We start from the raw sequence: 14,543 nt of genomic DNA, 5'->3' as shown, positions 1-14,543 counted from the left end.
CTATTTTTCCATCGCTCTCAGCCTCTCAACCTCCTCTCTCAGCCTATTCAATATATGCTCAACATATTCGGAAAGCTTGACAGAATTACTGTAGCTATTAACTAGGCTCTCCAGCCTTTCTCTACTCCAGCTCTTCATCTCTCTCGCCCTTTCTATCATAACTGGAAGTGCTCTCGTCACGTTATCCATAATGGTTATGTCTGCCTTCCTAGCAGTCCTCGAGAATGGGTTCAGGTCTATGGCTATGACGAATTTTCCCATAGCTTTCAAATACTCAGTCCTATCACCATCCTCAAGCATGACGAGAACGACATCAGCTTTCAAAATCCCCTCCGGATCAACCTTTCTCCTCTCGCTTTCTAGCCCCGGTATACCTTCGACGTACTTTTCGCCAAGGATTCTGTTAGCTCCATGCTTTTTCAGGTGATCCGCTATTTTTCTCACCCTCTCCTCTGTCCTATAGAACAGGTTCACTTCAACTTCTGCTCCAGTCTCCCTGGAAAGCTCAACAATCTCTCTTGGCACAAGCGCGGCCGTGTTCCCATTTACTGAAATAACTGGATGATTTGCCAGGAGAATTCTCGCTACCGATACGTCTATTGCATGCATAGCAGCTGGAATCGTTCTCTCTCCTATTATATAGTCGAAGGCTTCCCCCCTACCATGAGCAATCAATCCCTGCGGTACAACTATTCCCTGTTTTAGACCCTCAACAATGAGCTCCCTTTCGACAAGACTTCTATATCGCGGATGGCTCTTTGGTATGTGAACTTCGGACATTTTTCCTCCTCGATTTTCATACTGCATAAAGGGAAAAAATATAGAGGAAGATATTAAGCATTTCTATTCGGTTGAGCAAAAACGAGCTCAATACTAAAGGCCAATGATTGATTTTATATTTTTGTTAATGAATAAAATATGGTCGGTGCTGTAAAATGAAACCAAAACTTTTTATAACAAGGGAAATTCCAGCTGTGGGGATTGAAAAGCTGAGGGATAAATTTGAAATTGAGGTTTGGAAGGAGTACTGGGCTCCCCCTAGAGAGATCCTATTGGAAAAGGCATCTGAAGTTGATGCCCTAGTCACACTACTCACAGACAGAATAGATAAGGAGCTCATAGATAAAGCGAGGAATCTAAGAATAATTTCACAATATGCAGTTGGTTTTGATAACATAGATATAAAATACGCTACAGAGAAGGGCATATACATTACCAACACCCCTGGCGTCCTAACAGATGCAACAGCCGATCTCACTATGGCTCTGCTGCTTGCAATAACCAGAAGAATAGTGGAAGCCGATGCATTCGTTAGAAATGGAGACTGGGAAAGATCGAGAACTGGTTGGCACCCTCTTATGCTTCTTGGCATGGAGCTGAAGGGAAAGACTCTTGGCATAATAGGAATGGGAAGGATAGGAAGAGAGGTCGCCAGGAGGGCAATAGGATTTGGAATGAATATTGTTTACTACGATCAATTTAGGCTATCTCCTGAGGAGGAGAAAGCCCTCAATGCGAAATATGCAGAGCTCGACGATTTGCTGTCAATCAGCGATGTAGTTACAATTCACGCAAATCTGAATGAGCAAACAAGGCATCTAATAAACGAGCAGAGATTGAGGCTCATGAAGCCAACAGCATATCTGATCAATGCTGCAAGAGGCGCCATAGTTGACACTAGGGCCCTTGTGAAGGCACTCAAAGAAGGATGGATAGCTGGCGCTGCTCTCGATGTCTTTGAGGAAGAACCTCTTCCAGCATCACATGAGCTCACAGGGCTGAAAAATGTTGTGCTTGCCCCTCATATAGGAAGCGCGACGCATGAAGCTAGAAATGCAATGGCAGAAAAAGTAGCAATGAACTTAATAGAATTCCTCAATGGCAGAGTACCACCTGATCTCGTGAACAAAGATGTGGTGAGGGTGAGGAAACCTGGTTTTAAGTGACTCAACGCAGCTTTTTTCTTCCAACCTCTCACCCACTTACTCCCAAGATAGGGGAGGGCATAGGAGAATTCTTGTTACAAGCCCTCCTCTGAACAGAAGGGACGAGTTTCTAGATGAACTAGTTGATCTAGCTTCAAAAAGCAATATCGATGCATCCATTGACATATACAGGGTTTTCGACTACATGAAACTCGTTGGAGAGAGGTACTCTCTAAACATAACGAGGGAAAACGTCCTGGACCTTTCTCCAGAGCAGCTCAATACAATTAGGGATGAAGCCATAGAGGAGATAATAGCGAGGATCAACAGGAGAGAAGCATCATCTAAGAGAAATGTTATCAGCGTAATTAGCTCTCCTGCAATATTTAGAATAGCTCCCAGCCACACACACCCCGAGGGAATTATAAGAGGGCTCAGCATCAAACATATAGAGAGAATAAATCCTGAAGAGATCTACATATTAGTTGATGACCTATTAAATGTAAAGAAGAGGCTATTATCTGATCAAGCTTGGAGAGGAAGAATTGAGCCCAGGCTGAGCATTTTGGCTACCTGGAGAAAGGAGAGCATCAACTTGGTTCTGGACTACATAAGAGAAATACAGAGCAGGCGCGATGGTAAAAAAATAGATTGGCTCGTATTCAGCGTGAATCATCCAGTTTCAACCTTCCTAGATCTGATTGTGCGGGAGAAACCAAAGATATATCTGAGCTTCCCAATAACTGGAATTCCACTGGAGAAGGTTGAGCAGGAAATCTCGAAATTCATATCTGCTATCTCCAAGTATTTCATAGTTCTAAATCCCCTCACCATAAAGGATTGGGATCTCATCACAGAATATGAAACAGCATTTAGCGGAAATGAGAGTGCAGTGGAAATAAATGGCATAAAGCTTAAGCTCGATGAGCTTCAGGAATCCATTGACCTCATAAGGTCACAAGTTGTGGAAAGGGACATATCGCTCGTTAGAAATGCCAATGCAATAATTGTGTATCACTATTCGGAAAATGCATCCTATGGTGTATTCTACGAAGTAATGGAGGCTGCCAGGCTGGGAAAACCAATATATGTGTACTTCCCAGCTAGGAGAAAGAGGCTCAGCCCATTCTTTGAATATGTAGTGCAGGGAACTACAAGAAGGATATTCTACAATTGGTCAGAGAAGAGCGAGGATGAAATGCTGAGTGATTTCATTCTCTCTGTACTCAATGACGTATGCAAGGATAGATGGTTGACCTGGAAGCTAAACGAATCATATAAAAAGAAGTATTGTTCTGAGCTTAAAACAGCTGAGCCACAATGAGTGCTGAGAGTAAACTGGAAACAGCTCTCAGCTGGTACTTTGGAGTGCTCAGGGGAAGGTACCCCCCTAGATATAAAATAGCTAAGAGCATCCCAGTCGATGCAGAGCTCAACATGCTCACTGATGATGAGCTTTGGTCACTGCACAGGGAAATGGAGTTCGAATTCAGAAAACGGCTCAATGAAATCGTAAAATACAACGAAAAAGCTCTTCCTCAAGCACCTGTTTCCTATATAGATCTAAAGACGGAAATACTCAATAGAATGATTCTTAGCTGTGAACTATGCGAGAGAAAGTGCGGAACAAATAGAATGCTTGCAAAGGGAAAGTACTGCAGGGTAGACTACAGAGGTCAGGTTTCAACATATTTTCCTCACTATGGAGAGGAGCATCCTCTGATTCCAAGCGGGACAATATTCTATACTGGTTGCAACTTCAGATGCGTTTATTGCCAGAATTTCGAGATATCCCAGCAGATTCCTCTAAGGGGGGCCTATGTGGATGCCAGAGACCTTGCTCTAATACAGAGTAAGCTTGTGAGAATGGGAGCCATAAACATTAATCATGTTGGGGGAGAACCAACACCTCATGCCCATGTAATTGTGGAGAGCTTCAAGTACTTCAATGAGGACGTTCCGCAGATATGGAATAGCAATTTCTACATGAGCGAGAAGCTAACGAGGCTGCTTCTCGATGTAATCGATCTGTGGCTTCCGGACTTCAAGTACTGGGAACCTTCCCACGCTTCTGTGCTATCAGCAGCCCCGAGATACAGGGAAGTGGTTACCAGGAACCTGATTAGCGTTCGCTGGGAGGGAAGCATAATTTTGAGGCATCTAGTTCTTCCTGGACATGTGGAATGCTGCAGCAAGCCCATAGTGAAGTGGTTATCTGAGAACATGCCAAAGGATTGGCTTGTTATAAACATAATGGATCAGTACTATCCAACCTATAGAGTATTGCTAGAGGAAAGCAGGTGGAAAGATCTCAATAGAAGGGTCCGAAAGGATGAAATAGAGGAAGTACTAAGCTTGGCCAAAAGAGAAGGACTCATCATTATTTGATGTCTTAAAAGATCTTCATTTTCTCTGTAATGATGGTATTCGGAAAGGAAGGCTTTTCATGTATATGTAAAGGAGAGGAAAAACCTTCCTAATTCCTTTGCTAGCATGTCAGCTATTCTCAGAGGCTCAGGAATCTTCGATACAAGCGCCATTCTCCTTATCATGGAAGATGCTAAAGCTACGTTATTTGGAGAATAGAAAAAAAGCTTCCTCCCTCTTATGCTTACCTCATCAATCTCATCTGATACTCTCGAGATTATCTCCCACCTGAGCATCCAATCAGAGAAGTGCAGTTTGAGAGCCCTCTCAATTTTTTCTCTGTTTGGCCTTCTTCTGAAAATCGAGACTATGGAGAATTTTGTCCTTTCATATAAAGCATTTGGATCGATCACATTGAAACCAGCGAAGGTCACTCCGTCGAGAAAAACAGTGCATCTCTCTCCCTTTTCAACCAGCCTCTCCAGAAGTCTCAGGGCAGAATCAGTTCCGTTGAGCTGGTCTACATAGATCTTTTCCAGTGCAGTCCTTTCCCAAGAAAGGCCATTGAATTTTACTCCCACGAGCACAGTCCACTTGCTTTTTCCCTTCAAGAACATACCATCATCTATTCCAACAAAGACATCACTTTCTCCTGATGAGCTGCTCAACAATCTCGTCCTCCCTCAGGGCGGCCTCAATGCTCTCTCTGTTAGCCTGTATTTTAACAATCTTCGTCTTGCCATATCTCCCCCTACTGACAACTCTAGCGGAAACCAGCCCCATCATGTCCAGCTCACTTATTATATCTGTCACTCTTCTCTGTGTTACTGTTTCTAGTCCAAGCGATGATGTTTTCTTCGAATATTCAATGAATATTTCTCCCGTCGTAGCACTATCATTGCTTGCTGTGAGATCAAGTATTGAGGCTAAAATCAGCTTAGCATGAAGAGGCAGCGAGGAGACAACCTCATAAACCTTGTCCTTCTCCAGCTCTCCCCTTGCTGCCTCAACATCCTCTCTCGAAACCTTATTTTTCCCTCTCCTCTCAGCCATCTCTCCAGCCATCCTGAGCAAATCCAGCGCCTTTCTGGCATCACCATGCTCTCTAGCAGCATATGCAGCACATAGAGGTATAACATCATCTTCAAGGACATTTTCATAGAAAGCGATCTTCGCCCTCTCTTCAAGTATGCTTCGGAGCTGAAGAGCATCATATGGAGGAAATACTATTTCCTCCTCTCCCAAGCTGCTCTTTACCCTCGGATCAAGCATTTCAACTAGATTCAAATCATTTGTTATTCCTATAATGCTCACTGAGCTCCCATTTAGCTCCTCATTCATTCTTATCAGCTTGTAAAGAATATCATCTCCCTGCTTCTTCACTAGGAAATCTATTTCATCCAGAACTACTATCACCCTTCCCTTTAGGGACTCTACTCGCTTAGATAGCCTCCTTTGCAGCTCTGCTATGCTCAGTCCGGTGAAGGGAACCTTTCCCCCAAGTGACTCGAGAATGTCTGCGAGAACTCTATATCCTGTATCTCTCTGCCTGCAATTGACATATGCTGTGAAGACCGGGATCCTCAGCTCAGCTGCCCTCTCCGAAAGTCCTCTTATAACCAGCTTAACGGCAGCAGTTTTCCCAGTTCCTGTAAGCCCATAGACGAACAGATTGTTTGGCCTTGAACCTCTCAGTGCCTGTGATAGTGCTGAGGCGATCCTCCTTATTTGATCCTCCCTGAACGGAAGATGCTCTGGAACATAATCTGGTGTGAGCTTATCTCTGTCTCTGAATATCTTCGATCTCATTGCCTCAGAAAATACCTCTTCCAGTACATCCTTTAGTCCTTTCTCGGTCAATTTTTTCAGCTCCACACGAACAATTTTTCTTTCAATTCCAGATCGATCTGTGTTTTTGGATAAAAACATTATTATGGCATAGGACCACAGAAAAAATGGGGGATGAGGCTCGATGGGCGGATTGAGGGGAAACCGATGAAGAGCATCTGCAGAAGCGACCCCTAGTTTAAGCATGCTGAGCTCAAGGTTCCTTTCTTAAGGGGGAGGATAAAGATGGGTGGGCACGAGGATGCGGCAAAGAAGGGGGCAGAGCTGTTGAGGCAAGGTGCAGCCATGCTCTCCCAATCATGCCCAATCTGTGGTTCTCCGCTCTTTCGCTTGAAAAATGGAGATATAGTTTGCCCAATTCATGGAAAAGTAGCAATCGTTTCTGATGAAACGGAAGCAGTCATTGAGATCTCGACCCCTCTCTTTGCGAGGATGGAGGAAAAGATATTGAAGCAGCTGGAGATTCTCTCGGAAGACATAGGAAGAACGTCATCCTATGATGAAGATCTGAAGCTCTCCCGAGCTATAGCAAGCTGGCTAGATGTTGTAGCGAAGCTCAGAGAGCTCAGAAAGGAGAGGAGAAAGGACTAATCAATAAACATGAGCACACTTCTCTCTCCATCGAATATACCCCTCCTGAACTCCTTAGCCTCTTCCATATCCTTCTCATTTATTCCCTCTGCTAGGGGGATCTCGGCCAGAACAGCCCCTGCTATTAATATTGGATCTGCTTTCCTCACAATCATTGCAGAAGGTGCTTTTCCATATTGCTTTAGAGCGTAAATGACATAGCTGCCTACAGTGCTCCCTCTAAGACCGGGAAATATGAAAATTTTATCAGCAATCTTGAGCCTATCTCCTCCCCTAAGTAATATTGCCCCTTCCTTCGGATCAACTTCACCCAAGAACGAGAGGGGACTCTGGTAAACTACCACTTCTCCCTCAGCTTTCCCCTCCACGAGCACCTTCAACTTTATTTCCTTTTTTCGCATGCTACCTCACCTATTCTGTTAAATGGAATTATGATTGTTCTTGCTCCATGCATTCTGGGAAGATAGAAGAAGCCCTTTCCGCTGGTTATAGCAACCGATCTGAATTTCTCTCCAACAAAAGGAGAAACAACTGGACAGGTATCTCTTATTATCACAGCACCCAGAGCTTCCAACTTATCCACGATTCCAATTTCCTTCAGCTTAGCATACGTTATTCTCGAAGTTGAAATCCAAATTGGAACCTTCAACTTTCGACACCTGGATATCAATCTATACAATGCGAGAACCTCATCCTCATCTGCATGGGGACATCCAACAAAGATCGCGTCAACATCCACCTTTCCCTTCAGTGCGATTAGCTCCTCAACCTCCTTCCTTTCTATGTGAACCCTCTCAGGAGAGTCAGCTTTCTTCACAGCCCAGTTGAACTGAGGAGTTATTCCTTCTATATATGTGAGTGCCAGGTCTCCGCTTGCGGCTGCTGCAGCAGTATAGGACTTAACTGAATTGAAACCCATTTTTGCCCTTCTGAGTAATGCAACTCCGCTCCTGATCTTTTCCCCAACAACATAGCCAAGAGCTCCAGCAAAAGCTGGATCATCGAGTGGCAGCTCATCATCAACAACTATTTCGTGAGTGGGAACTCTGTTCTCATCCAGGTGAAGCCCTGCAAGGTATGTTCTCCCTGCTATAGCGCTCATCAGAGCAAGGGGACCTCCCTCCCTATTCGTTCGGGCTCCATAGTAAGTGTTTGCCATAGCAACAGCACTGCTTTCTCCCCACGCGAGGTGCTCATCTTTTATGGGCGCTCTTATTAAATATGGAGTACAGGTGAACGTCGGCTCAAATCCCATCTTGAGAATTGCATCAATTATTTCCATCTGTTTTTTCGCAAAGTCCTTTGAGATTCCGAGCCTCTCCCAGAGCTCAACATCCATTCCTATTGGATTTACTGTAGAGAATACCCTTACTCTTGCCCCCCTCTCTGCAAAGCTTCTCAGGAAAGTGAGTCCAGCATCTCCGATTGTCATGTAGGATAATCCGGATGCATGAGCGTGTGATATCTCTATTAGTCTCTCGGCCCCCAGAGACTCTCCAACCTTTATAATAACCCTCAGTGCAGAGGATGCAGCTTCTCCAAACTTTCCATTCAATATATCCTCTTCCTCTCTGCTCAAATACAAGTCTTACTCACCAGGAATTTTTGCCCTCTCAAATCTAATTGGGGATGAAACCGGCTTTGTAGCATCTAATCCCATCTTTGAAGTGGAGCCATCCTCGGCGCTTGGGTCCAGCGTTGAACCCCTCGCCTTTCTTATCAATACAAGATCCTTATCTGCTTGGAATCTAGTTGCTATTGCCCACTCAACTTGAAATGGATCATCTGGATCAATATCACTATCCACCACTACTACATGCTTCAGGCTTGGATGGGCTCCAAGGGCCGCAAGTATTGCGTTCTTTCCATCATCATCATGATTTTTCTCAATCGATACGACAGCATGAAGCCATCCACCGCCTCCCGGAGTGAGCCTAACTTTGTGGACCTTGGGAACAACGGAGCTAACAGACTTCCAAATCTGTGCTTCCTTTGTTATTCCCATGAGGAGCTGATGCTCTCCTCCTCCTGGCAGTATAGCATGGCTATACAGCTCTCCATTTCTCAGTGCCCATATCTCCTTTATCTCGATGAGAGGCTGCTTCCTTACCCTATCATATGTCCCCATTATGTCAACGAACGGCCCCTCATCTATCTGCTCTTGGGTTATTTCTGCCTCAATGATGAAGGATGTTCCCAGAGGAACTGGATTACCATGAATCGGGCTTCTCACAACCGAGATCTTCCTTCCTACGAAGTTTGGTATGAGAGTGAACTCAAACTCATCAAATGGAGGGGAGATGGAAGCTGTCAGCTCTACAATCGGATGTGAGCCTAAAAGGATAGTTATTGCTGTGTTCTCCCCCCTCTTTCTGTTCTCCTCATATACTTTGAAGAGATGCCTGGGAACTATCCTAGCAACAGCCCTCCTTGAATCTAGAACCATTATTCTATGTATGCTCGCGTTGTGATTCTTTCCAGTTTTCACAACTATTATTGAGGAAGTGTAGTAGAATCCCCCATCCTTCTCATAGTACTTGAGAGCTCCCAGAGAATCGAATCCCACATTTATCTTTTCATAGTGATCTTCCAGTCTCTCGAAGATGAAGGCTTTTTCCTCTTCCATAGTTCTCATAGTGGTCTTCTCATAGAGATCCTCCATTGTCGAAAGACCGAGGAGCCTGAGCATCTTCTCTCTAGTTTCGAATAAATTCGATACTATGAGAGGTAGGCTGCGCTTGCCTCTCAAGAGAACAGCTCTCTTCCCCTGCTCTCTCTTGATTATAAGAGCTATTTCATATTCCTCATTGAAAGCCCTTTCCCTCTCCTCGTACCTTTCTCCGATCCTTGTAAATGCCTCTTCCAACCTCAGCTCTCCTGGCAACTTCTCCACCCCAAAGTGGAAACTCGATTAATGTATTCCCCGCGAGCTTTATATAACCTATCTGGACTATCTTTATGTCCTCGAAATAGTTTGTTCTCACGAGCAGCTCCCATCTCCTGAGTCCCTCGATAATACCTATTCCTCTAACCCACCCACCCTTTCCTATTAAAGCACATATTCTCCCTTCCAGATCGGCTTTTCCCCTCACCCCCTCCAATACTGTATCGCTCTCTCCATCTTCAGCTTTACTTTCCAATGCAGCAAAACTGCGATTGATCATTTTGGTTTCAAAGAAGAGGGGTGTATTCCTCAGATCAATGATTCTTTTGGAGGCATTGGAGAGAAACTTCAGGATCTTCTCTCCCTTCACTAGCCTCCTTTCCTCCCTATCTCTCCGAGCTCTCCTAGGAGGTGAACCAACCTTCACTATCTCAGCTTCTCCAGAAATCAGAGACTCGAGCGTGTTGCTTATCTCCCCAACAGCTATAACAATAGTAGGGGAGAGATTGCTTATTAGCCTATATTTATACGATTCTCCCTCGCTTCCAGAGATCCATCCATCCGTATCTATTATCAGAGGATGCCCTATTACCTTCTCAGACATTCTCTTTATTTGGAGAATCAGCTCGCTCTCAACTCCTCTTGGAGACAGCCTTCCCAAAAATGCTATGAAATCCCATCCTAGCTCTCTGGGCCATATGCTCTTCTCATTAAATTTTCCCATGGCGATGAATCCAGGAAGACCAAGAGTGTTCTGACCAAGATCAGCATCTATGAGAATCGGAATCTTTCCATTGAGTAAAAACGTATTGGCTATCATAGTTGCAAATGATGTTTTCCCACTGTCTACTTCACCAATAACTACAACTCTGCACTCTCCCTTCTTGCACAAATCCATTAGCTCACTCGCTTTTTTCTTCCAGTTCTCATAAACTATAATGTCCTCTCTGCTTGCACTATCAATTTCGAATTCCGCTCCGCCTAGAACCTCAGCAGAAGACCCTCCATGCAGTAAAAATGTGTAGCTTCTATTCGAATGCACTATGATCTTTTCTCCCTGATTGAAAACAGCTCCATTTATTTCCACTTTCCCCTCTTCGATGCTTATGCTGGCTGGACCTTTTATCCAATAATATTCTCCATTTTTTTCTGCAGCTATCTTCACTTCCCTCTACCCCTCTTGAGAATCAATTTTGCTGCTCTAAGATCTGGGTCTTTCTCCCTCTCAAGAGAATTTCTGCTAGTACCATACTCATCTACAATCTCTATTGATATTCCACCCAGCTCTAGTATCTCTCCCACAACATTCCACATTTCCTCCCCGCCTGTCCAGCTTCCAATCCATACAATCATTCTTTCATGAGGAATCATGGAGATCTCTTTCAGGGTCCTGCTCAGCTTCTCAATAGCAACTTTTCCCTTCAGCAGCAGAAGCCCATCACCATAGACAACATATGCTGAGTTCAGACCAAGATCAACTCCAACAGCCAACTCATCAAAAGCCCTTTTTCCAGAAACCCTAGGAAGCAGAGACATTATGAAATTTTTTTCTGTACTCTTAACTAGCACCTTTTCGCAGTCTCCTGTTGCCATATCTTCTCTATCTTCATCAAGAAGAACAAGCTCTTCTTCAGAGCAAACAAATGGAAGGGCTTCTGGTATGGAGAAATTGATTCCCAAACTTCTCATGCCTTCAGCTAGCAGGTAGAACTTCCTGGGATCAACTACTGCCAGAACTACTTTTCTCCGAAGCAACATGTCTCTCATATATAACAGGACAAAATTAAGGTTATAATAGTTTCAGCTAAATCAGATAGGAAGAGATCAAAACCATGAGCGAACAGCCGTCTTGCTGGGAGGCCCTAAAGCAGAAAATATTTCCGGAAGAAAAGGGCTTCGCAGTTCTCTACGGGGAGGCTGGGGTCGGAAAAACCTCCTTCTCTCTGACCCTAGCGAAGAACCTCAAAAGGAAAAGCCTCTATGTTAACACTGAAGGAAGCCCAACATATGAGAGAGCACTGCAGATAGGGGTTCCACCGGAGGTCGAGTTCTCGGATGACTGGGACGAATGGGGAATAATGCATGACATAATAAAGGTGTGGGGCTCGAAGGAACTCCTCATTATTGATAGTATAAACAGCATATTCAGGGTCTCTGCCTCGTATAATATAGAATCAGCATTCAGGGCATTCTCATTCATTTGCTCTCTGCTGCGGATAATCTCTGAAAAAGCAATGGTTCTTGCAACGGCTCAAGTAAGCTTAACAGGAGAAGCTCCAAGTGGTGAGGAGGCCCTGAAGCATTATTCAACCTCCATGGTGAGATTTTCCAGGGTTGGATGGAAGATGGAGGGAAGTGCCGAAATAAACGGAAAATTTTTCGGCACTTATAGCATTCAAAGGGGTGGATTTGAGTGGATTTCATGCGAATACTAGCAGAGTTCTTTCTCATATACCTTCCTCCAATGGTTGCTAATGGATCACCTGTAGTGATCTCAAAGATAGTCAAGACTCACCCAATAGACAGAGGGAAAAAATGGAGAGATGGAAGGAGGATCCTTGGGGATGGGAAGAGCTTCGAGGGGATGTTTGGTGGAATAGCAGCAGGAGGAATAACTGCGGCACTGCTAGGGCTTTATTCTGGGAGTATATCCGAAGTTGCAACTACAGGAATAGTCTCATCAGTTGGTGCAATATTGGGCGATATAATTAAGTCCTTTTTCAAGCGGAGAATGGGGATTGAAAGAGGAGGGATGCTACCTATTGCTGATCAACTGGACTTCTACCTAGGCTCAACGCTTGCCATTCTTCTTTGCAGAGGCTGCCTTCACCCGTCCTTAGAGAGCTTTGTTCTAGGGCTAATACTTATCCCTCTGCTTCATGTTTTAACAAACTATATAGCATTCAAGCTGAAGCTGAAGAGCGTTCCGTGGTAGATTTCGCCAGGACTCTATACTTAACATATTTATCCTCAGGAGAAAATCTGGGAGGATGAGGAACTAGGAGCTCCCCTCCGCAATATGGGCATTTGCTCTGCTCAAGGGTGTACCTTCCGCAGCTCCTGCACTTTCTCAACAGCCACCTCATGCTTTTTCCCTTGTGAAGATCATCTCAACCCTTTTCCTCTGAGCTTCTTTCTCTGCTTCATGAACTGACTTTTCCAGGGCCCTCTCGCCAACCTTATAATCAGTCGTGATCAGCTCAACTCTGTACCTAGGAGCACCTACAGTGTAGACATTTATCTTCACATCATCTCCCACCGAGCTCTTCAGCTTCATTAGAACATCTTTTATCCTCTCAATGCCATCTGGCTCAAGCGATCTCAGGGTAACTGTTCCAACTAGCTTTACTTGCTTTATTTGTATGTGCTTTACTGCTTCCTCATGAAGTGGGATGATCCACTCCTCCTTTACTCCAGGGATCCTCAATGCCTCAGGCCCGCTCATGACAGCAGCTTCCAAACCAGAATAAATCTCTCCATAGTAATCCTCAAGTGGCCATCCAGCTTCCTTGTACGCATCATCTAGACTCTTTCCAATTCTCTGTGCTGCTAGCTGAAGGACCTTCTCCGCTCTTTGATTTCTCTTGTACCACTGCATTTTCTTCTTCTTCTCGGTATCGTAAACTCTCTTTAAACTGACATCGACCTGCCCCTTCTGTCTGTTGACCCGTATTACCTTGGCGACTATCTTCTCACCTGGCCTAATAACATCCTTAACATCTTTCACCCACTTCGAAGCAACCTCGCTCCAAGGCAGGTAGGCCCTCATGTTCTTATATTCATCGAGCTCAACATAGGCTCCATAATCGAAAATTTCCTTGACTGTTGCCACCACCAGCTCATTTGCTTCTGGAAAATCTTTCCTAGACCTTACCGTTCTCCATCATCCTCCTGCATAATATATTTGAAAAATAATCCTCCTAACCTACAATTTTTATGAACTGGGCCTGGAGCATGGCCCTTCCTCCTGTAGGCCTGACAAGCTGGCTTCCACAAATGAGGCACCTAACAGGGAACGTGGCATGGGAGAAGACAACCTGCTCATTCCCGCAGCTCGGACATCTTATCAATATGAATTTAGTCCTAGGCTCCGGTATAGGTATTTTGTTCTTCTTCGGCATTCAGGCCACCTCCGTTATTTCGAGCTTCTTTAGCCTGATTCCCCTTCTGTGTGTTATATATCCACACTCAGAGCACTTGAGCTTAAGAACTTGCTTTTTCGTTGTTTTAGCAAATCTCTTTTGCTCTGGCCTTCTCTTTGAGCCATAGCCCTCCTGCTTCCTTCTATACCTTCTCTCTCCAATTGCAAGCTTCCTTCTCTTCCCTCCTTTGTAGAGCATTACAGAGTGCACTGTGTGCTTCCTGCACCTTGGACAGTACGTTCTTATTTGCTTTGGAACCTTCAACTTCCTTTCCCTCACAACTAGCTATTGATATCCAGTTTGTTGGCAGTTAATCTCTCTCTTCTGTTGCTCAAGAGGGTTTAAATAGATATTTCTCGACTTTGAACAATGTAGCTGCTGTTCTCAGTCATGAGTGAACTTGAATATCTTCAGCCATTCGGCAGCTCCAAGATAAGCAAGGTGTTCAGCTCTATCCGGTGGAGAGGTGAAGATCTCGAAGGCATCATTCTCATATCTGTACATCCACGCAACTGTCTTGCCCTCCGATTGCTGAACAGCTACGTTGAGAGGAGTATATTCCCCAGCCCCGCTCCTTTTCTGAATGGCATATATGATCTTGACAATCTTTTCTCCCCTCTTTGCAGCTTCCCTGCATACATCTTCAAACCGCTCAATCAGCCTGATCCTGCCGTCCTGATAGCAAAGCTCAGAGATCTCAAGCAACAGCTTCTTTCTTAATAAATGCAGATCAATAGTGCCTCTTGTTGCTGCCCTTGTTAGCTCAGCTGAGAGCTCTTCATCCAC

18 protein-coding genes and 1 pseudogene are annotated in these 14,543 nt (G+C 44.6%); 6 read left to right on the top strand and 13 right to left on the bottom strand.

Annotation, left to right across the window (positions count from 1 at the left end):
• On the bottom strand, positions 1-780 hold the full coding sequence (locus tag QXR92_03455; GenBank protein MEM0319060.1) for a 4-phosphopantoate--beta-alanine ligase: 780 nt from the start codon (positions 778-780) through the stop codon (positions 1-3).
• Positions 781-935: 155 nt separating this feature from the next.
• On the opposite strand from QXR92_03455, the gene gyaR reads away from it, so the two are divergent.
• The 3 genes from gyaR (at position 936) to QXR92_03440 (ending at position 4,313) form a co-directional block, all read left to right on the top strand.
• A complete protein-coding gene (gyaR, locus tag QXR92_03450) occupies positions 936-1,946 on the top strand; it encodes a glyoxylate reductase (protein MEM0319059.1) in 1,011 nt (336 codons plus the stop codon).
• Between the two features lie 184 nt (positions 1,947-2,130).
• On the top strand, positions 2,131-3,249 hold the full coding sequence (locus QXR92_03445; GenBank protein ID MEM0319058.1) for a hypothetical protein: 1,119 nt from the start codon (positions 2,131-2,133) through the stop codon (positions 3,247-3,249).
• Positions 3,246-4,313, top strand: a complete 1,068-nt coding sequence (locus tag QXR92_03440; GenBank protein ID MEM0319057.1) for a radical SAM protein — start codon at positions 3,246-3,248, stop codon at positions 4,311-4,313. Before QXR92_03445 ends, QXR92_03440 begins: the two co-directional genes overlap by 4 nt.
• 56 nt (positions 4,314-4,369) lie before the next feature.
• Here QXR92_03440 and QXR92_03435 read toward each other — a convergent pair whose 3' ends face one another.
• Both QXR92_03435 and QXR92_03430 read right to left on the bottom strand, forming a co-directional pair.
• Entirely contained in the window at positions 4,370-4,960 is a 591-nt protein-coding gene (locus QXR92_03435) for a DUF99 family protein (protein MEM0319056.1), read from the bottom strand.
• Positions 4,935-6,152 carry an orc1/cdc6 family replication initiation protein gene (locus tag QXR92_03430; protein MEM0319055.1) on the bottom strand — a complete coding sequence of 406 codons (1,218 nt, stop codon included), beginning with the start codon at positions 6,150-6,152 and terminating at the stop codon, positions 4,935-4,937. The genes QXR92_03435 and QXR92_03430 overlap by 26 nt, the downstream gene beginning before the upstream one ends.
• Before the next feature lie 213 nt (positions 6,153-6,365).
• On the opposite strand from QXR92_03430, the gene QXR92_03425 reads away from it, so the two are divergent.
• Positions 6,366-6,731: an Sjogren's syndrome/scleroderma autoantigen 1 family protein gene (locus QXR92_03425; protein MEM0319054.1), complete on the top strand. Its 366-nt coding sequence runs from the start codon at positions 6,366-6,368 to the stop codon at positions 6,729-6,731.
• Here the strand turns inward: QXR92_03425 and QXR92_03420 are convergent.
• From QXR92_03420 to QXR92_03400, 5 genes are read right to left on the bottom strand one after another with little or no spacing between them, the layout of a single operon-like run.
• Positions 6,728-7,132, bottom strand: a complete 405-nt coding sequence (locus QXR92_03420; GenBank protein ID MEM0319053.1) for a DUF126 domain-containing protein — start codon at positions 7,130-7,132, stop codon at positions 6,728-6,730. The two genes, QXR92_03425 and QXR92_03420, sit on opposite strands and share 4 nt — an antisense overlap.
• Positions 7,114-8,316, bottom strand: coding sequence for an aconitase X catalytic domain-containing protein (locus QXR92_03415; protein MEM0319052.1), 1,203 nt, complete (start codon positions 8,314-8,316; stop codon positions 7,114-7,116). The genes QXR92_03420 and QXR92_03415 overlap by 19 nt, the downstream gene beginning before the upstream one ends.
• 3 nt (positions 8,317-8,319) lie before the next feature.
• On the bottom strand, positions 8,320-9,615 hold the full coding sequence (locus QXR92_03410) for a UbiD family decarboxylase (GenBank protein MEM0319051.1): 1,296 nt from the start codon (positions 9,613-9,615) through the stop codon (positions 8,320-8,322).
• On the bottom strand, positions 9,536-10,780 hold the full coding sequence (locus tag QXR92_03405) for a Clp1/GlmU family protein (GenBank protein MEM0319050.1): 1,245 nt from the start codon (positions 10,778-10,780) through the stop codon (positions 9,536-9,538). The genes QXR92_03410 and QXR92_03405 overlap by 80 nt, the downstream gene beginning before the upstream one ends.
• Entirely contained in the window at positions 10,777-11,382 is a 606-nt protein-coding gene (locus QXR92_03400; GenBank protein MEM0319049.1) for a hypothetical protein, read from the bottom strand. The genes QXR92_03405 and QXR92_03400 overlap by 4 nt, the downstream gene beginning before the upstream one ends.
• A 65-nt stretch (positions 11,383-11,447) precedes the next feature.
• Here QXR92_03400 and QXR92_03395 point away from each other — a divergent pair, with 65 nt between their 5' ends.
• Together QXR92_03395 and QXR92_03390 are read left to right on the top strand one after the other, a co-directional pair.
• Complete coding sequence (locus QXR92_03395; GenBank protein ID MEM0319048.1) at positions 11,448-12,050, top strand: hypothetical protein; 603 nt, start codon at positions 11,448-11,450, stop codon at positions 12,048-12,050.
• Positions 12,038-12,550, top strand: coding sequence for a CDP-2,3-bis-(O-geranylgeranyl)-sn-glycerol synthase (locus tag QXR92_03390; protein ID MEM0319047.1), 513 nt, complete (start codon positions 12,038-12,040; stop codon positions 12,548-12,550). The genes QXR92_03395 and QXR92_03390 overlap by 13 nt, the downstream gene beginning before the upstream one ends.
• Here QXR92_03390 and QXR92_03385 read toward each other — a convergent pair.
• The 5 genes and pseudogenes from QXR92_03385 to QXR92_03365 form a co-directional block, all read right to left on the bottom strand.
• Positions 12,519-12,701: an RNA-protein complex protein Nop10 gene (locus tag QXR92_03385; protein ID MEM0319046.1), complete on the bottom strand. Its 183-nt coding sequence runs from the start codon at positions 12,699-12,701 to the stop codon at positions 12,519-12,521. The two genes, QXR92_03390 and QXR92_03385, sit on opposite strands and share 32 nt — an antisense overlap.
• A pseudogene (locus QXR92_03380) lies at positions 12,698-13,474 on the bottom strand (translation initiation factor IF-2 subunit alpha). The gene QXR92_03385 and the pseudogene QXR92_03380 overlap by 4 nt, the downstream one beginning before the upstream one ends.
• 61 nt (positions 13,475-13,535) lie before the next feature.
• Positions 13,536-13,736: a 30S ribosomal protein S27e gene (locus QXR92_03375; protein MEM0319045.1), complete on the bottom strand. Its 201-nt coding sequence runs from the start codon at positions 13,734-13,736 to the stop codon at positions 13,536-13,538.
• Positions 13,737-14,021 carry a 50S ribosomal protein L44e gene (locus QXR92_03370; GenBank protein MEM0319044.1) on the bottom strand — a complete coding sequence of 95 codons (285 nt, stop codon included), beginning with the start codon at positions 14,019-14,021 and terminating at the stop codon, positions 13,737-13,739. It lies immediately after the preceding gene.
• A gap of 120 nt (positions 14,022-14,141) precedes the next feature.
• Positions 14,142-14,543, bottom strand: coding sequence for a hypothetical protein (locus QXR92_03365; GenBank protein MEM0319043.1), 402 nt, complete (start codon positions 14,541-14,543; stop codon positions 14,142-14,144).

It is taken from the genome of Fervidicoccaceae archaeon (assembly GCA_038734945.1).
GTDB lineage: Archaea > Thermoproteota > Thermoprotei_A > Sulfolobales > Fervidicoccaceae > ARK-14.
This window is presented reverse-complemented; position numbering and strand designations above follow the sequence as displayed.